This is a genomic window from Vibrio sp. MED222 (assembly GCF_000153005.1).
Lineage (GTDB): Bacteria > Pseudomonadota > Gammaproteobacteria > Enterobacterales > Vibrionaceae > Vibrio > Vibrio tasmaniensis_A.
This window is the reverse complement of sequence record NZ_CH902608.1, coordinates 252725-269928: the sequence shown is the minus strand read 5'-3', so window position 1 is coordinate 269928 and position 17204 is coordinate 252725. Positions and strand designations below refer to the sequence as shown.

At 43.1% G+C, this 17204-nt stretch carries 19 protein-coding genes; 10 read left to right on the top strand and 9 right to left on the bottom strand.

All coding sequences use genetic code 11. From position 1 onward, the window contains the following. Together MED222_RS09435 and cysZ are read right to left on the bottom strand one after the other, a co-directional pair. Window positions 1–336: pyridoxal-phosphate dependent enzyme (locus tag MED222_RS09435; RefSeq protein WP_009847362.1), on the bottom strand; the 336-nt coding region annotated here is incomplete at its 3' end. A gap of 236 nt (window positions 337–572) precedes the next feature. After that, window positions 573–1331: a sulfate transporter CysZ gene (cysZ, locus tag MED222_RS09440; RefSeq protein WP_009847361.1), complete on the bottom strand. Its 759-nt coding sequence runs from the start codon at window positions 1329–1331 to the stop codon at window positions 573–575. 229 nt (window positions 1332–1560) lie between these two features. On the opposite strand from cysZ, the gene zipA reads away from it, so the two are divergent. The 5 genes from zipA to cueR all read left to right on the top strand — a co-directional run bounded on the left by zipA (window position 1561) and on the right by cueR (window position 8361). After that, window positions 1561–2697 (top strand): cell division protein ZipA, encoded by a 1137-nt coding sequence (gene zipA / locus MED222_RS09445; protein ID WP_009847360.1) that lies wholly within the window; start codon window positions 1561–1563, stop codon window positions 2695–2697. A gap of 92 nt (window positions 2698–2789) precedes the next feature. Further along, entirely contained in the window at window positions 2790–4802 is a 2013-nt protein-coding gene (gene ligA, locus MED222_RS09450) for an NAD-dependent DNA ligase LigA (protein ID WP_009847359.1), read from the top strand. Between the two features lie 524 nt (window positions 4803–5326). After that, window positions 5327–6481 carry a porin gene (locus MED222_RS09455; protein ID WP_009847358.1) on the top strand — a complete coding sequence of 385 codons (1155 nt, stop codon included), beginning with the start codon at window positions 5327–5329 and terminating at the stop codon, window positions 6479–6481. 124 nt (window positions 6482–6605) lie between these two features. Further along, window positions 6606–7427, top strand: a complete 822-nt coding sequence (locus tag MED222_RS09460) for a hypothetical protein (protein ID WP_009847357.1) — start codon at window positions 6606–6608, stop codon at window positions 7425–7427. Between the two features lie 538 nt (window positions 7428–7965). Next, window positions 7966–8361, top strand: a complete 396-nt coding sequence (gene cueR / locus MED222_RS09465) for a Cu(I)-responsive transcriptional regulator (protein WP_009847356.1) — start codon at window positions 7966–7968, stop codon at window positions 8359–8361. Between the two features lie 37 nt (window positions 8362–8398). On the opposite strand, the gene MED222_RS09470 is transcribed toward cueR, so the two are convergent. The 5 genes from MED222_RS09470 to MED222_RS09490 all read right to left on the bottom strand — a co-directional run bounded on the left by MED222_RS09470 (window position 8399) and on the right by MED222_RS09490 (window position 13033). Continuing rightward, window positions 8399–8854: an NfeD family protein gene (locus MED222_RS09470; RefSeq protein ID WP_009847355.1), complete on the bottom strand. Its 456-nt coding sequence runs from the start codon at window positions 8852–8854 to the stop codon at window positions 8399–8401. A gap of 3 nt (window positions 8855–8857) precedes the next feature. Then, window positions 8858–9787: an SPFH domain-containing protein gene (locus MED222_RS09475; protein WP_009847354.1), complete on the bottom strand. Its 930-nt coding sequence runs from the start codon at window positions 9785–9787 to the stop codon at window positions 8858–8860. 210 nt (window positions 9788–9997) lie between these two features. Next, on the bottom strand, window positions 9998–10852 hold the full coding sequence (locus MED222_RS09480) for a co-chaperone YbbN (protein WP_009847353.1): 855 nt from the start codon (window positions 10850–10852) through the stop codon (window positions 9998–10000). Between the two features lie 395 nt (window positions 10853–11247). Further along, window positions 11248–12075, bottom strand: a complete 828-nt coding sequence (locus MED222_RS09485) for an SDR family oxidoreductase (protein WP_009847352.1) — start codon at window positions 12073–12075, stop codon at window positions 11248–11250. Window positions 12076–12118: 43 nt separating this feature from the next. Beyond that, entirely contained in the window at window positions 12119–13033 is a 915-nt protein-coding gene (locus MED222_RS09490; RefSeq protein ID WP_009847351.1) for a TIGR01777 family oxidoreductase, read from the bottom strand. A gap of 300 nt (window positions 13034–13333) precedes the next feature. Here MED222_RS09490 and MED222_RS09495 point away from each other — a divergent pair, with 300 nt between their 5' ends. From MED222_RS09495 to yfcE, 5 genes are read left to right on the top strand one after another with little or no spacing between them, the layout of a single operon-like run. Beyond that, window positions 13334–14068, top strand: a complete 735-nt coding sequence (locus tag MED222_RS09495; protein WP_009847350.1) for a DUF1538 domain-containing protein — start codon at window positions 13334–13336, stop codon at window positions 14066–14068. Next, a complete protein-coding gene (locus MED222_RS09500) occupies window positions 14065–14859 on the top strand; it encodes a DUF1538 domain-containing protein (RefSeq protein ID WP_009847349.1) in 795 nt (264 codons plus the stop codon). Before MED222_RS09495 ends, MED222_RS09500 begins: the two co-directional genes overlap by 4 nt. Continuing rightward, window positions 14849–15199, top strand: coding sequence for a P-II family nitrogen regulator (locus MED222_RS09505; protein WP_009847348.1), 351 nt, complete (start codon window positions 14849–14851; stop codon window positions 15197–15199). The genes MED222_RS09500 and MED222_RS09505 overlap by 11 nt, the downstream gene beginning before the upstream one ends. Continuing rightward, window positions 15196–15603, top strand: a complete 408-nt coding sequence (locus MED222_RS09510) for a CBS domain-containing protein (protein WP_009847347.1) — start codon at window positions 15196–15198, stop codon at window positions 15601–15603. Before MED222_RS09505 ends, MED222_RS09510 begins: the two co-directional genes overlap by 4 nt. A 47-nt stretch (window positions 15604–15650) precedes the next feature. Beyond that, a complete protein-coding gene (gene yfcE, locus MED222_RS09515; protein WP_009847346.1) occupies window positions 15651–16196 on the top strand; it encodes a phosphodiesterase in 546 nt (181 codons plus the stop codon). Between the two features lie 30 nt (window positions 16197–16226). Here the strand turns inward: yfcE and MED222_RS21545 are convergent, their stop codons facing one another. Continuing rightward, window positions 16227–16538: a SelT/SelW/SelH family protein gene (locus MED222_RS21545; RefSeq protein WP_017096855.1), complete on the bottom strand. Its 312-nt coding sequence runs from the start codon at window positions 16536–16538 to the stop codon at window positions 16227–16229. A gap of 150 nt (window positions 16539–16688) precedes the next feature. Further along, the gene (locus MED222_RS09520; RefSeq protein ID WP_009847344.1) at window positions 16689–17204 is read right to left on the bottom strand and encodes a regulatory protein ToxS; all 516 of its coding nucleotides are present in this window, start codon (window positions 17202–17204) and stop codon (window positions 16689–16691) included.

Here is a 17204-nt window from a genome sequence, read left to right as displayed (position 1 = left end):
CACTAGGTTTGCGCCAAGAGCTTTAAGCAGCTTACGACGTTCTAGGCTCATTGATTCAGGCATTGTTAGTGTTAGCTTGTAACCGCGCGCTGCAGCTACGAATGCAAGAGCAACACCTGTATTACCACTGGTAGGCTCAACAAGCTCGATACCTGGCTTAAGCGTACCTGCTTTTTCTGCTTCCCAGATCATGTTTGAACCGATACGACACTTAACGCTGAAGCTTGGGTTACGAGCTTCGATCTTAGCTAGGACGTTACCTTTGCTTACTTTGTTTAGGCGGACTAAAGGTGTGTTACCAATCGTTAGGGTGTTGTCTTCGTAGATCTTGCTCATGCGATATTCCTTCATTTAATGACAGAACTAAACGTAGTATATCTACCAATTTACCGTCTAGTGTCTTTCGATGTTTGTTTAGCTTGAATTTAGATTAAACAAGTTGAAAAAAAGGTAAAAGGATTAAAAAGTTATATCATATAGAGATGTCGCAGGATTCACGCCTATCTTTATTGAAATCAGAACTTCAAAAAGATAGGCGTTGTTAGAGCAGGCTGTAGAACTATAGGCGATAGCTATAGACGAGAGCGTAGGGCTTGGTCTTTAAACTCTGCAACCCACATTGCAGTAGCGCCGCAGACGGCAACTGGCATCACAATCAGGTTTAAAACTGGAATGGTAGTAAACACGGAAACAAGTGCGCCGAAGCTGTAGCTCTTACCTTGCTTTTGTTTCAAATTATTTCTCATGTCATCGAACTTGATTTTATGGTTGTCGAACGGGTAGTCAGCGTACTGAATAGCTAACATCCATGCAGTGAAAATGAACCATAAAAACGGTGCAACAGTTTGTCCTAGCGCTGGAATTAACAAAAGTAGGAACAAACCGATCGCTTTTGGCAGGATATAGACAAGCTTGCGCCATTCTCTTGCTAAAATACGAGGGGTGTCTTTAAGTACATCCAGTAAACCATCATCATTGACTTTTTTACCACTCAGCAGTTCTTCGACTTTTTCCGCGAGTAATCCGTTGAAAGGTGCGGCAATAAAGTTAGCGAGTGTACTGAAGAAATACGAAAACGTGGCCAAAACGGTTAACACAAGTAGTGGCCATAGGATATATGACAACCACGACAAGAAACTTGGCAATGCACCAATCCAGCCTGCAATCCAAGTGTTTAAGTTGGAGAAAATATAAAATAAAGCACCGCCCACAAGTAACACGTTAGCGATAAGAGGAAGCAGTACAAACTTACGGATACTCGGCGATAAGGCAATTTTTATTCCGAAAATAAAATAGCCAAAGCCAGAGCGAGGAACAGATTCAATAGTCATATTTAAATTGGGTCACATGTGAATTTGGTTAAATAGCAAACATCTCTAGTGTACTCGACCGAAATTAAGAAAAAAAGCGTGGTGAAAATCACACCAAGTAATGAACTAATTGTATTAAGTGGTTCTAAAACAGTGGCTACTTTTGATAGAGTAGTGAGATTAGCCAAATTAACCTAACTTAGTGACAGCGTTTTTATAGCTAGTTGACTAAGAAAGCTGAGAGCGAAAAATGCAGGAATTGCGATTTGTACTCATTATTGTTGGCGCATTAGCTATCGCCGCATTATTGTTCCATGGTCTATGGACGAGTAAGAAAGAAGGGAAAGCAAAGTTTGGAGATAAGCCGCTTGGTAAGCTTGATAATGACAGCTTAGATGAAGCTGAAACGATCCCAAACCGTTCATTCGCTCCTGAGGATGATTTTGAGATAATCCGAAAAGAGCGTAAAGAACCGGATTTTGCTGTCTCACCGTCTGCAACTGATCCGCTGATTGACTCAGATCCATTGTCAGCGCCACAGCAAAAAGAAGCTCACGAAGACGAAATAGAATTGAATGATCTTCCTTCTTTCAGTGTTGAAGACCCGATCGAAGTTAAAGGTGAGCTTGAACAGGTTGAGGAAGAGAAGGTTGTTGAACCTGAAGTTCCGAACTTTGAATTGACTGACGAGCAAAAACAAAATCACGCAGGCTTTAAAGAGCAGTACGGTTCGTTTGAAGAAGCCTCTGATGCGGTCGCTGATCCACTACTTTCTAGCGAAGGCTTAACGCCAAGCGAACCATTTATTGGGAAAGAAGTGGTTGCTGCACAAAGTGTTACTTCGGTTGAAGAAACTAAGTTAGATAAAGATGCTAACTTAGCTGGGGAAGCTCAGTTGGGTAACGAAGTTAATTTAGCTGACGAAAGTAAGTTAGATGAAAAAGCTCATTCAGATGAAGATCTTGGCCTTGAAGTCATTGTTCTTAATGTTCACTGTGCTGGGGAGATCCCATTTGTGGGTACTGAACTTTTCCGTAGCATGGAGAACAACGGCCTAGCTTATGGTGAAATGTCGATTTATCACTGCTTTGCACAAGCGAGCGATGAGCCAAAAGTTATTTTCAGCGTAGCAAATATGATGCAGCCAGGAACACTAGAACATGACGATCCTGCTGACTTTACCACAAAAGGTATTTCGTTCTTTATGACGCTGCCTTGTTATGGTCAAGCTGATCAAAACTTCAATGTGATGCTGAGTGCTGCACAGAAAATTGCCGACGATATGGGCGGAAACGTATTGGATGAGTCACGTAACTTAATGACGCCAAACCGTTTGTCTGATTACCGTAAGCAAATCCGAGACTTTATGACGGCAGCTAACGCCTAGCCGTATTGTTTAGCCTTGTAAATAATCTATATTTATAGAAAAGGGCTCCTAAGGGAGCCCTTTTTGATATTTCAATCACGACAGAGAATGATATGAAAGAATCGATTCAAGTTACCTTAGAGCAGTTAAGAGAAACTCTGCACTATCATGCCGTTCGTTATTACGTAGAAGATAGCCCTGAGATCCCTGATGTCGAGTACGATCGATTGATGCAACAACTGCTAAAGCTCGAAGAAGAGAACCCAGAACTTGTGACGGTAGATTCGCCGAGTCAGCGTGTCGGCGGTCAGCCTCTAGACGGCTTCACTCAAGTGACCCATGAGATCCCGATGCTTTCTTTAGATAATGCTTTCTCTGATGACGATTTAGATGCGTTCAATAAGCGCATGTCTGATCGAGCGCCAACTGCGAACCTAAAGACCTTCTGTTGTGAACCTAAGCTTGATGGTTTAGCGGTGAGCCTACTCTATGTAAAAGGCACCTTAGTACAGGCAGCGACGCGTGGTGATGGTGCGACTGGCGAAAATATTACCGAAAACGTGCGTACGATCAGCTCGATTCCGCTTAAGTTACAAGGTGAAGGTTGGCCGGAACGTATTGAAGTACGTGGCGAAGTGTTTATGCCAAAAGCGGGCTTCGACAAATTGAATGAGATGGCATTGAAGAAGGGCGAGAAGGTCTTTGTGAATCCACGTAATGCCGCCGCAGGTAGCTTACGTCAGCTTGATTCTCGTATTACAGCAAAACGCCCCTTGGCTTTCTACGCATACAGTGTCGGTGTTGTACAAGGCGCTGAGCTTTCAAATAGCCACTATCAACGATTCCTGCAGCTGAAAGCTTGGGGCTTGCCTATGTGCCCAGAGACAAAGCAGCTAAGTTCTCTTGAAGATGTAAAAGCCTATTACCAAGATATCATGACTCGTCGTGACACCTTGGCTTATGAAATTGATGGGGTGGTGATTAAGGTTGATGACATTGCCGCACAAGAAACTCTAGGTTTTGTTGCACGCGCACCTCGCTGGGCTATTGCTTATAAGTTCCCAGCTCAAGAAGAAATTACTCTGCTCAATGATGTTGAGTTTCAGGTCGGTCGTACAGGCGCTATTACGCCGGTTGCTAAGCTTGAACCTATTTTTGTTGGCGGCGTGACGGTGAGTAATGCAACGCTGCACAATGCTGATGAGATCGCTCGTTTAGGTGTGAAGGTCGGAGATAGCGTGATTATCCGCCGTGCTGGTGACGTCATTCCACAAATTGTAGCTGTTGTACAAGATCGTCGTCCTGAGACGGCTAAAGACATTGTGTTCCCGGACGCCTGCCCTGTATGTAATTCTGCAGTGGAGCGCGTAGAGGGCGAAGCTGTAGCGCGTTGTACTGGCGGTTTAGTGTGTCAGGCGCAGCGTAAAGAGGCACTTAAGCACTTTGTGTCTAGAAAGGCGCTGGATGTCGATGGCCTTGGCGTAAAGGTGATAGAACAGCTTGTGGATCGCGAAATGGTCGAAACGCCAGCGGACCTGTTTAAGTTGAGCGCGGGCGTGATTACGGTTCTTGATCGTATGGGACCTAAATCGGCACAGAATGTAGTGAGTGCGCTTAACAAAGCGAAAGACACGACATTGGCACGCTTCCTTTATTCTTTAGGAATTCGAGAAGTCGGTGAAGCGACGGCTATGAACTTAGCTCAGCACTTTAAAACGCTAGAGTTGGTTCAAGCTGCAACTCATGAGCAGTTGGTTGAAGTGTCAGATATTGGTGACATCGTAGCAAGTCACCTCACGAGCTTCTTCTCACAAGAGAAAAACAGAGCAGTAGTCGACCAACTTATCGAGCTTGGAGTTAACTGGCCTGCAATTGAAGCTGTTGCGGATGATCAAGAGCTACCGTTAGAAGGCAAAGTAGTTGTGTTGACTGGCTCACTTTCTAAATTAGGTCGCAGCGAAGCGAAAGCTGCTTTGCAAGCTTTAGGTGCAAAAGTAACCGGTAGCGTGTCTAAGAAAACGGATATCTTATTTGCTGGTGAAGCCGCTGGTTCTAAACTGACTAAAGCACAAGATTTAGGTATCGAAATAAGAACAGAAGAAGATCTAATAGCCCTTATTTCGTAAGTAAATACAGATAAAAAAAGCTCAAAGGCACTCCTTTCAAGGGAGTGCCTTTTTCGTTTCTGATATAAAAGTAATCACTTTTTAATTGTTGAGAAATTTGTTCCTATACGAACTATGAAATCAGGACAGTGATGACGCTCAACATTAATGAAATGTTGTTATAGTTGTTTGCTAAATGCGAGTGATATCAATTTTTAAGAGGCTGCTGTGTTAGTAAGTTTTTGTTTTTTAATGTTTTTACTCTTTTGCCCCTCGGTTTTTTCAATTAGTAGATCTGGATCACTAAGTACATGATAAATTTGCACCAACTCATATTTTTTTAGATGAAAATTAAGTTCTCATTGATCTTTTTTGGGGTGAAGTTAGTCTTATTGGCATGGATGCACATTGTGTATAACCAGAAAGGAAATCGAGAATTCGGTGTTTCAGGGTTCTCAAACAAGAAAAGGTATTTCTCTCTACGGCGGCCAACTTTAGGCGGGAAATATTCAAACAGCTATATCCATTTTTAGGAGTTTTATTCCATGGAAAACAAAATTTTCAAACGTACTTTACTTGGTGCTGCAGTTGCGATGATTTCAAGTGGTGCATTCGCATCTGAATCTTCTCAAGTTGGTGTTATCTCAGATTTTAACGTTCAGGCTTACGGTGTAGCAGCAATCTCTGTTGTTAACTACGATTCAGAAAAAACTAAAAACGGCGTAAAAACTGATACAGGTACGGGATACGATTACGAGAATGAATCTCGAATTGGTTTCCGTGCAAGTAAAGACATGTTCGAGAACGTGAACGTATTCATGCAAATTGAATCTGGTTACGTTGGTGAAAACGGTGACGGTGCGACACTAGGTAATCGTGATACGTTCTTAGGCCTGCAAGGTGACTGGGGTAAAGTACGTTTTGGTCGTATGCTGACGCCAATGTATGAAGTAATTGACTGGCCTTATGCTAACCCAGGTTTGGGCGCAGTATGGGACTGGGGCGGCGATGTTAAATACAACCGTGACCGTCATGGTGATATGGCTCGATACGATTCTGCTGACTTGAATGGTTTTACATTCAACCTAGCAACAGGTCGTGGTGACTCAAGTGTTAAAGATAACTACTTCTACGGCGCGGCTGCTCACTACCGTTTAGCTGATACGGTTACTTTCCACGCTGCTGTTGAATCAGAATCAGATCGTCAACTAACAGCTGCAACAGCTGGAACTGCTGCTGGTACATGTTTAGTTGCTACGGGTTGTGATGGCGTAAACTTTGGCGGTGCAACTCCTGCAGTTGCTGCAACTTCTGCTGAAATGGCTGATACATTTGGTTATCTAATCGGTTTTGAAGCGTCACTTCCAGCAGGTTTCGGTATTTCTGCAGCCTACAAAGCGGGTGAGTCAGATGTTCAAGGCGGCGCTAAGTCTGAACAGGCTTCATACTCTGTAATCGGTCAGTACTGGAACGGCCCTTGGGGCTTCAAACTAGGTTACGCAGCTAACCTAGAGTCTGAAACTGATGGTGTTAAAAACGCTGATGAAGATAGCGTAATCTCAGGTCAGCTAATGTACGTTCATAACGGCTTTGTTCCTTACATCCGTATTGCACAGCGTGATATCAAAGCTGACGATAAAGGTTCTATTGCTAACACAGATACGTTCGTTACACGTATTGGTTTAGAGTACGGCTTCTAATTGAAACCATGCTTTAAGTAAAGAGATGCGCTGACTAATTAGTCGGCGCATATTCATTTCTGGTCCAGCCTAAGAAAGAAAAGGCATCGAATAATATTATGGGGAAACCCTCGAGGTAGTTAATATGAAAAAAATAGTTTTAGCATCGATTCCTTTATTCTTAATTGGATGTACAACATTAGATTCTAATAGTGATTTTACAGATTCTGTTAAAAGAATAGAGAGTAAGCAAAATTACCAAATTGTCGTTGGTGAGTCGCTGTCTCCTGATGTGCTTGAAGTTAGACAAGGTCAGCTAGTTAACTCGTCTTTAGAGCTAAATTACGTTACCCCAAACAGTACTGTAACGGTACCTGATTCATACATAACGATGGAGCTTCAGTACTTTAAAAATTACAACGAGTATCGCTCTGTCTTAGTTCAAGGTTCTGAAGGTAAAGTGCCATTAAAACCTTATGCGGCTTCAGCTGAAACATGCAGCGATATATGTACTCAAACACAGTATGTGAAATTTCCTGTATCTAATGAAATCTTCAACGAAGCACCTTTTAAAGATCTAATTTTTGATGTCCAGGTTTCAAATGCGAACAGCATTTCGTTTTCTATTCCTGCTGGCTACATCGAAGCAATCGTAAATACGGGTGATAAAAACGCAACAGCTAAATCTGTTATGGCAGCACCTGTAGCCGCAGCCGCACCTGTAGTTGCAGTTCCCGCGCTTCAGCAAGAGCCGGTAAGCCAAGCTCAAGAGATGTCAAAATATTGGTTTGAACAAATTCCAACAGAACAAAGAGACTCCGTTATTAACTGGTCTGTAGCAAATCGAAATGGTGTTGTTGATTCTTTAGGTGATAATGTCAAAGAGATTGAAATGTTCGAATATTGGTTTAACAAAGCTTCCAAAGAAGAACGTAAAACGATAATCAAACAATTAATCGAGTTTTAAAGGAAAGGAGCCTAGGCTCCTTTTTTGTTAGTGTAGAACCTTACCATTACTATGCTTGCATATAACGATAGGCATATATTCTACAACACTACTTCCTAAGTCACATTTTATGATCGGTCCAGATGCAGTGCTTCCTACATTTTGGGCGGATACAGAGAAGCTTAAAACTAAGCTAAAAATTAACGCTAGATAACATTTCATAATGACACCTCACTAAAAATCTCTTCAAACAAGAGATATTCATTAGTATGTGAGGTATTTCTCAAAAATCAAAAAAATCAAAAAATTTCCTATGAAAAATAATGAATGCCTATTTTGCTATTTCAAACAGTAACTTGTTGATAGTTGGTGTTTGGGTTTGTTGGAAAATCTAAGCTACTCTCATCATTTGATGTAAAATAGCCATAAACAGCAGACTTTATTTTCGAACATTATATTGCTTCAATGTTTTTGTTTCGGTAGTTAGCATTCCTAGATGTTTGAATAATAGTCTTAGGTTTCTAAATAGTTTTTATGCGATATTTACTTGAGTAATATTATGAACATAAGCGAAGTTGCAAGCCTCACGCAGTTATCACCTAAGTCTATTCGTTTGTATGAAGACAAAGGGGTGATATCTGCACCGTTGCGTTCTGAAAATGGTTATCGGTCTTATGGTGAGAAGCAGATTAAAGAGCTCGGAATCGTAGCGAAAGCGAGAAGCGCTGGTTTTTCGCTTGATGAGTGTCGTGCGCTTGTTGAATTAGCCGACAACCCATGTCGCGAAAGTGCCGATGTTAAAGCAAAAGCGTTAAGTAAATTGGAAGAAGTGAATAAAAAAATTGAAGACTTACTGATCATTCAGAAGACATTGAAAGAGTGGGTTGAACAATGCCCTGGTGACTCAAATAGCCATTGCCCAATTATTGATTCACTTGTAGAGAAAAAGCCATAAGTTGGTTACTTATGGCTTTGACGGAGGGTTTTCTTGATTATTGTTTAGTAGGGCTTATAGTGAGAACAATGCCATCGACAGCAGTAATCACGACTTCCTCTCCCGCATCAATATCATGTGTACTCATCGCAGACCATGAGCTATCCCCTAGCTTTATCCTGCAGTTACCTTTTTGTACCGGCTCTAAGAGGCGAGTCTTTCTTCCAATCAGTTGCTTCTCTCGCTGATTAAGGTCTCGAGTAGAGTCAGATTGCTTGTCACTAGACAGCTGTCTTCTCCACCACAGCCAAGTGGTGATAAGCGAGAAGCTCGCAAAGGATAGCCATTGCATCTGCCAACCGATTGGTAGTGCGCCTAATAGGGCCCCGACTAGCATGGCAGATATGCCTATCCATAAAAAGTAACCAGCGGTTCCAATTAGCTCAAGCGCTAACAATGCTAGGCCAAACGCTAACCAATGCCAGTAGTTTACTTGTTCGAGCAATTCGACCATAAGTTAGTCCTTACTACCCTTGTCATTCTTATGTGCAAACATCTCTGCAATACCCGCAACAGAACCCATTAGTCCAGTCGCTTCGAGCGGTAGCATGATGATCTTACCGTTTTCTGCTTGGCCAATAGACTTCAGTGCGTCGGTGTAACCTTGTGCAATAAAGTAATTGACTGCTTGCATGTCACCTTGAGCAATCGCTGTTGATACCATTTCTGTCGCTTTAGCCTCAGCTTCGGCAGCCCGTTCACGAGCTTCAGCTTGAAGTATCGCGGCTTGCTTTTGGCCTTCTGCTTTTAAGATTTCTGATTGCTTGTGACCTTCTGCTTTCAATATCTCAGCTTGTCGTACACCCTCTGCCTCTAGGATATCTGCACGTTTGTTACGCTCGGCTTTCATCTGAGCATTCATCGCAGCGGTAAGGTCTGCTGGTGGCTGTACGTCTTTGATTTCGATACGTGTAACTTTGACACCCCAAGGGTTTGTCGCTTCATCAACGATATTCAATAATTTGGTGTTAATCATGTCTCGCTGGCTGAGCATTTCATCCAGTTCCATCGAGCCCAGTACAGTACGGATATTGGTGAGAGTTAAATTACGAATCGCGTGCTCAAGATCATTCACCTCATAAGCCGCTTTAGGCGCGTCGATCACTTGAACGAAACACACCGCATCAATAACCACATTTGCATTATCTTTGGAGATGACTTCTTGTGCCGGGATGTCGAGAACACGTTCCATCATACTGATGCGTTGTCCGATTTTATCGATAAATGGAATGATCAGGTTCAGACCTGGTTGGAGGGTTTGTGTATAACGGCCGAAGCGTTCTACGGTCCAGTTATTGCCTTGCGGAACCGTTTTTACTCCGGCGAAAATAAACAATATTGCGACGGCAGTAAAGACGCCGATAGTAATCAATGTATCAATAGCCATACAAAATCCTTTGCAAGTTTAAGTTTTTGATAGTTCAGTATTGATACTGGCTCATATTTAAATTCTGAGCAAATTTATAAATGAGAAATGGGCCATAAAATATTGATTTTATGGCCCATTTTACATTCTATTATTCGATAAACTAATTGATTGAATTGTCAATTTTCGATGAGATATACGATGCTTATCTTTAGTACTTTTAGGGTTTAGTTAGTAGAGCAGAGAGTACAGCTGTCGGCGGTACTTACTGGCAACTGGGTTACCTTGTCCAAGCGCACTTAAGATATCCATGAACTCTTTTTTCATATCGCCATTGCAAACATTTAGATCTTTTGCAAGGAAAGACCACAACAGTTCCATCGCTTCTTCGTTGCGATTCACTTGGTGATATTGCAATGCTAATTCAGATGCTGTCTTAGCGTCATATGGGTCTTGCTGAAGAGCGGTTTCTAATGCTTGTATTTCAGGGCTGTCTGCTGCTTGCTTGTGAAGCTCAAGCTTTGCGACTAAGCCTTTATAGTAATTATCTTGGTACTCTAGAGGAATGGTGGCTAGCTGAGTTTCAGCTAGATCAAACTGTTGCGTTTCTAGTAAACATTCTGCGATTGCCAGTTTTACCTCGCCTTTGCTCGTCAGCTCTATTGGCAATTGTTGCATTGCTGCGAGCGCTTGTGCGTGCTCGCCTGCTTGCATTTGCTCGAGAGCCTGACGCAGTGCGAGCTCGTCTTGGCTAGGAAGGTGTTTTCCTAACATTTCAACAATCGCTTGTATGCTTTGTGGGCCACCCAAACCATCAACAGGCTGACCGTTAACAAACAGTGCAATAGTAGGGAGTGCTTGTACGCCAAATTGGCTAGCAATTGCCTGCTCTTGTTCACAATTCAACAGAGCTAAAGTAAAAGCGCCGTTGTATTGCTGAGTTAATGTTTGCAGTTCAGGGATCACCTGAGCACTTTCTTGGCTCATTGGTGCCCAAAAGTGGATGAGTACAGGCGTCTGCATTGAGGTTTCTAATACTTGACGAAAGTTCTGCTCATTAAGTTCAACAATATGCGGAGATTGCATTTACGTTCCTTGAGGTGTGTTTTGTGGGTACGTTGCAAATATGGGGGGAGATGCTGGTAACTTCAAGATCTAACTTGGTTATCTCAAATAAAAAGAGCCAAAATAGAAAAACGCTATGCTTCTATGTTGATAGAGTGGTTATCTCAACAGGGAAGGCATAGCGTTATCATTGAGGTGGTCAGTGAGGCATAGCGTAAGATACTCAAAACAGAATAAACAACGTAATCGCCAGAGTCACACCGACCCAATTAAGGCGGTTTAAAGTCATGAAATATCCAGATTAGGTTCATCAATTGGGAATAATTGATGAGATAGGACAATCATGACATCTTATTGTTACGGAAAAATTACATCGTTACATTAAAGTTTGCGACTGTTGATGCAAAGTTAGTAATTTATGCAGCTTTTCTCAAAATAGGGTCTAGCAAGCGACTTGGTAGCATTCTTTTCAATACCGCGAAGACTTTAGTTGGGGTCGTCACTCGGTATCTGAGTTTGGGTTTATCGGCGGTGAGTGCGTGATAAACCGGTTCAATACAACTTTCAGGCGGAAGAACAAAAGCGTTGTTCGATGATTCTTTTTCGAGTCGGTCTTTTTGTTGTTGATAAGCTTCTTGATGAGCGCTGCCAGCAATGGTGATCCATTTATTGAAAGCTTTCAGGGCATTATTTCTAAATTGGGTTTCTATTGGACCTGGCTGCAATAACGAGATATGAATACCACTACCATGCAGTTCTAAACGTAACGTATCTGTCCAGCCTTCTAGAGCGAACTTTGAAGCGTTGTAAGCGCCACGATATTTCATGGCCGCAAAGCCTAATACGGAACTGTTTTGTACGATTCGACCTTCGCCGCGTTCGCGCATGTGCGGAAGTATCTGACAAACAAGATGATGCCAGCCAAAGAAGTTGGTTTCGAATTGCTCTTTGAGACCTTGGGTTGGTAAGTCTTCTAGCGCGCCAGCTTGACCATAAGCGCCGTTATTGAATAAACCATATAATCCGTTAGGCGCTAGCTCAATAGCAAGTTGTGCAGCTTGTTCAATGCTTTCTTGGTTAGAAAGGTCGAGCTGTATGCAGGTCAGTCCCTCATCTTGCAGACGCTGTACATCTTGCGGATGACGACACGATGCAATGACGTGGAAACCACGCTTTTGTAGTGCATGCGCACATGTATAGCCAATACCCGTTGAGCAACCGGTGATCAGAATCGACTTGTTCACGCTTAATCCTTCATTAGAGTCTTTATCGCTCTAGGGTAAAGAATTAATCTTGATGTTGTAACAAGTTTTTTAAGGCTGGTTCTATTCTTGAGTAACTAAAGATAAATCCCATTTCAGTGAGTTTCTTTGGTTTGGAACGAATGCTGTCAAAGAGCAGACAAGAAGATTCACCCATCAGAAGCGACATTGCCCATTTCGGAGTGAATAAGAAATGAGGTCGGCGTAGTTGCTTGGCGAGTGTACTGCTGAACAGTTTGTTGGTGACAGGGTGCGGGGCACACATATTAAATTCCCCTTGAGCGTGAGGAGTTGACAATAAGTGGTTGATGGCTCTCACCATATCAAGCATGTGAATCCAAGGCATGTACTGTTCGCCTGAACCAAGTGGTCCGCCTACTCCGAGTTTGTAGGGCATTAGCATCTTCTTTAGAGCACCACCATTTTCACCTAACACAATCCCCGTTCTTAGTAGTATCACACGCGTCTCATCGGACTGGGCTCTCTTGGCGATCTCTTCCCAGTGCGCGCAGACTTTGTGAGGAAAACTTTCGTCTTCTACTCGTAGTGATTCATCAAATGGGTGTTGCTGTTGATCGCCATAGTAACCCACGGCTGAGCCGCTAATGAAAGCCTGCGGTGGGTTGCTACTGGCATGAATTAACTCGACCAGTTTTTCAGTAATGTGCCAACGACTGTTACAGATCCTCTCTTTTTGCTCCGTACTCCAACGCTTGTCAGCGATCGGTTCGCCAGCAAGATTGACCACGACATCGAAGTCATTGAGATCGCTGAGTTCATCAAGAGATTGAATGTAATGAAGGTTATTCTGGTTCAGGTGATTTAGGTTTTGCTTCGCTTTTTCGGGGCTCCGTGTCAACAATGTCACATCGTCAGTATTCCAACTTTTGACCAATTCAGAACCAATAAATCCCGTACCACCAGTTAACAATATCTTCATACCAATCTCCCTATTAAACATAATTATAGACATGGCTTGTTTTTGAACGCCAATCAATACGAAAAAATCACTATAACGATCAGTTGGTTTCAATTGTGTGATACCCAAATTACGCCGTATCAATTTACGAAAGAATGAAATTAAATTAATCAGGTTAGGATGTATACCGCTATCACACTTATGCATTTTACTCCGATATGTTACCAACTGCGTAATATTTGTCACATAAGGAATGATAAGGATTTGCCATGATTATTAGTAATTAATAACCAGACACAATTTCAATGACTAGGAGTTGCGATGACAGCAGTGCTTGCTTTGTTTCGAGCCATGTTAGGTAGCCTAAGGGATCTCTTGCCGATCGTGGCGGTGATTGCTTTCTTCCAGCTTGCTGTTTTGCAAGAACCACTCCCTCATCTGTTGTCTATTCTAACTGGCTTAGTGCTGGTGGTTTTTGGACTGACTTTTTTTATCTTTGGCCTTGAGATGGGTCTGTTCCCAATCGGCGAGTCGATGGCTCAAGCTTTTGCTCGTAAGGGGAGCGTGTTTTGGTTATTGACCTTCGCTTTCTGTTTAGGGTTTGGTACCACCATTGCGGAACCCGCATTAACCGCAGTGGCCGCCGAAGCAGCAGAAGTGGCCGCTGAAGGTGGTGTTATTCCCAACTCTCTAGACGAAATGGAACAGTACGCCGATGGCTTGCGTTTCACCGTAGCATTGTCGGTGGGGATCGCCATCTTACTTGGGGTGCTGCGAATCTTAAAAGGTTGGCCAATTCAGTACATGATCATCGGAGGTTATATTGGAGTTGTGGTGCTCACTGCATTTGCCCCTGAAAACATCATTGGGATTGCGTACGACTCTGGCGGAGTGACTACATCGACCATTACCGTTCCGTTAGTGACCGCATTGGGCGTGGGTTTAGCCTCTGCGATTAAAGGGAGAAATCCGATGATTGATGGCTTTGGATTGATCGCCTTTGCTTCACTGCTGCCGATGATGTTTGTCATGGTCTACGGGATGGTGGTGACATGATCAGTGCTCAGCAATTTATCGACACCTTTCTTGGTACTGTCATGGATGTGATTCCGATTGCGGTGATCATCTTCGGTTTCCAATTAGCGGTGCTGCGCAAGCCAGTTAATAACTTAGGCAAAGTGCTGATAGGTTTCTTTTACGTCATTCTTGGGTTGTCGCTCTTTTTGATGGGGTTAGAGCTCGCGCTGTTTCCTTTAGGGGAGACTATGGCAATGCAACTCACCGAACCAAGTTTTTTGACTGAGTTCAAGGTCAGTTCAGGCCTTGCCTTAGTTTGGTTTGACTATTACTGGGTTTACCTTTTCGCGTTTTGTATTGGTTTCAGTACCACGATAGCCGAGCCCTCTTTGATCGCCGTTGCTATTAAGGCAAACCAAGTTTCCGGTGGCAGTATCAGTGTTAACGGGCTGAGGATCTCCGTGGCGTTAGGTGTAGCGATTGGCATATCGCTAGGTAGTTATCGCATCGTGGCTGGCGACCCTATTCATTACTACATCATTGCTGGCTATGTCATTGTGGTTATTCAGACCTTTTATGCGCCCAAATTGATTATTCCGTTAGCTTACGATTCTGGTGGGGTTACGACATCAACGGTGACGGTACCTTTAGTGACGGCACTTGGGTTGGGACTCGCGTCAACGGTGCCAGGAAGAAATCCGGTAATTGATGGCTTTGGGTTGATTGCTTTCGCGAGCTTATTTCCAATTATATCCGTGATGGGGTATGCCCAAATAACGCAATGGCTAAACCGATCACAATCATCTAAGGAGAGCAAAGATGCGCTTTAAACTTATCTTAGCGTTTGTAGAAGAAAGCAAGACCGATATCGTGCTCGACGCCGCGCGTGATGCGGGTGCAACAGGGGCAACCGTGATTAACAATGCCAGAGGGCAGGGGCTAAACCAAAAGCGCACCTTCTTTGGGTTAACGTTAGAGGTGCAAAAAGATGTGCTGCTGTTTGTCGTCGAGGAGCACCTAGCTAGGCATATTCTAGAAACTATCGGTGAAGTCGGGGAGTTTGACCAAGAGTCAGGGCAAGGGATAGCAGTGCAGATCGATGTCGAAGATGCAGTCGGGGTCGCGCACCAAGTTGAAACATTAACTAAGGTTGTGGAGGACGAGTTATGAGTGGCAGTGAAAAAATCCGAGTAAGCGATGTAATGGCTAATACGTATGTGATTATCGATGGGCTAACCACTGTGTTGGAAGCGATAGAGATGGCTAAGAAGCATAAAGTGAAAGCCATCATTGTCGATAAGCGCCACGAAGATGACGAATACGGCATCGTATTGATGAATGATATTGCTAAGAAAGTACTGGCTAAGAACCGTTCTCCGAAGCGAACCAATGTTTATGAGATCATGACCAAGCCAGCGCTAAGCGTGTCTGCCGATATGAATGTGAAGTACTGTGCACGCTTGTTTGAGCGTTTTGGTATCAGTCGTGCCCCTGTGGTCAGTGACCATAAAATAGTCGGTATGGTTAGTTACAATAATATCGTGATCAACGGTATGGCGAGAGATGACGTGTAGCTGTTAGATACGTACAATAGGCTCATAAATTTTATGGAGAAGTACGTGTGAAATTATTTTTTGCTTCAGACCTACACGGTTCGCTGCCAGCAACAGAAAGGGTATTAGAACTCTACCAAGCGTCTGGTGCGCAATATTTAGTGCTATTGGGTGACATTCTGAATCATGGTCCAAGAAACCCGATCCCTGAAGGATACAATCCGCCGGCGGTTGCAGAGAAGTTGAATGCGTTTTCTCAAGAGATCATTGCTGTTCGTGGTAACTGCGATAGCGAAGTGGATCAGATGTTGTTGTCTTTTCCAATGATGATGGATTACTCGTGGGTACTATTAGAATCAGGCCAACGTATTTTTCTAACTCATGGTCATTTGTACAACACCAATAAACGCCCCGAGCTAAAGGCGGGTGATATTATTGCCCATGGTCATACCCATATTCCTGTTGCTGAATACCAAGATGACATCTTTATCTTTAATCCTAGCTCGGTGACATTCCCACGAGATGGCCACGCAGCGAGCTATGGCATCTATGAAAATAATATCTTTAAAGTCATTAGCCTTGAAGGTGATGTTCTCGTGAGTGGCGAGCTTTAAATAAACTCAATCGGCGGCGTTAGAAAAGGCTCACTTTGAGTCTACGTGGCCGAGGTCTCTGTCTGGAGCAATGATGTTTCGTACTCTTTGCTTCAGAACTTTAGCCTCAGGAAAACCGTCGTCCGCTTTTCTTTCCCAAATCTGTATTCCATTACAAAAAACCTCAAATCGACCTCCGGTATCAGGGTGTAAACTCACTTGCTCTATCTCTTCACTGAAAGTATGCAGTAACTCTTGGCATAACCAACTAGAACGAAGCATCCAATTGCATTGACGACAATAGTGTATTGCGATGGTTGCCTTGGTGATTGATGCACTTACCGAGCTTGGTTCTGTATTCATAGATACCCCTAAAAATTCTAAAACAGTAGTTTGATGTCAACAGTTAATAAAAAAGGGGCATCATGCCCCTTTCTATTGGTATATCGTTTAATGATATACAGTAAATCACTGTTGAGTTTTAGCTTAATCTGATTTTAGTTTGAGACAGTATTAGTTTGAGAATAACACCGTAGAACCATGATTTAGGCTAGTGAGCAGCAGTGCTTTCTGATTAATAATATCAATGCGTCGGCTTTGTTCTGCATCCATTTTAATCACTTGAGTGATCAGCTCGAGTTGCTCCTCTGAAAAGTCTTGTCGCTCAGCAGAAGTGACATCTTTAAACTCCGTTGGTGAAATCAGTAAGTAATTATCGTTAATATCCCACTGACCGGTTTCGGAAATATTGATGACGTTTGCGGGTGCAGTCTGAGTGCCATACAGTTTAACTACAGCCATTCTCAGATACGTACCGTTTGGCAAATACTTCGCATTCGATGATAGCTCAACCTTACGCAGTGGCCCGATTGAATCCTCTTGCTTGATATCGCTAATCAGAGTCACCATTTTCGATTGCCATTCGTGTTGCGTAAGCAAGCGTTCTATCTTTGCATCGCTACCCCAGTATAACCAGCCGCTCAAGAAAGCAGAGATAACCAGTAAAATAATGGATAATTTTAATTTCAT

Coding starts and splice junctions, on each gene's coding strand:
- cysZ (WP_009847361.1), bottom strand. CDS start 1,331: ATGACTATTGAATCTGTTCCTCGCTCTGGCTTTGGCTATTTTATTTTC.
- zipA (WP_009847360.1), top strand. CDS start 1,561: ATGCAGGAATTGCGATTTGTACTCATTATTGTTGGCGCATTAGCTATC.
- ligA (WP_009847359.1), top strand. CDS start 2,790: ATGAAAGAATCGATTCAAGTTACCTTAGAGCAGTTAAGAGAAACTCTG.
- MED222_RS09455 (WP_009847358.1), top strand. CDS start 5,327: ATGGAAAACAAAATTTTCAAACGTACTTTACTTGGTGCTGCAGTTGCG.
- MED222_RS09460 (WP_009847357.1), top strand. CDS start 6,606: ATGAAAAAAATAGTTTTAGCATCGATTCCTTTATTCTTAATTGGATGT.
- cueR (WP_009847356.1), top strand. CDS start 7,966: ATGAACATAAGCGAAGTTGCAAGCCTCACGCAGTTATCACCTAAGTCT.
- MED222_RS09470 (WP_009847355.1), bottom strand. CDS start 8,854: ATGGTCGAATTGCTCGAACAAGTAAACTACTGGCATTGGTTAGCGTTT.
- MED222_RS09475 (WP_009847354.1), bottom strand. CDS start 9,787: ATGGCTATTGATACATTGATTACTATCGGCGTCTTTACTGCCGTCGCA.
- MED222_RS09480 (WP_009847353.1), bottom strand. CDS start 10,852: ATGCAATCTCCGCATATTGTTGAACTTAATGAGCAGAACTTTCGTCAA.
- MED222_RS09490 (WP_009847351.1), bottom strand. CDS start 13,033: ATGAAGATATTGTTAACTGGTGGTACGGGATTTATTGGTTCTGAATTG.
- MED222_RS09495 (WP_009847350.1), top strand. CDS start 13,334: ATGACAGCAGTGCTTGCTTTGTTTCGAGCCATGTTAGGTAGCCTAAGG.
- MED222_RS09500 (WP_009847349.1), top strand. CDS start 14,065: ATGATCAGTGCTCAGCAATTTATCGACACCTTTCTTGGTACTGTCATG.
- MED222_RS09505 (WP_009847348.1), top strand. CDS start 14,849: ATGCGCTTTAAACTTATCTTAGCGTTTGTAGAAGAAAGCAAGACCGAT.
- MED222_RS09510 (WP_009847347.1), top strand. CDS start 15,196: ATGAGTGGCAGTGAAAAAATCCGAGTAAGCGATGTAATGGCTAATACG.
- MED222_RS21545 (WP_017096855.1), bottom strand. CDS start 16,538: ATGAATACAGAACCAAGCTCGGTAAGTGCATCAATCACCAAGGCAACC.
- MED222_RS09520 (WP_009847344.1), bottom strand. CDS start 17,204: ATGAAATTAAAATTATCCATTATTTTACTGGTTATCTCTGCTTTCTTG.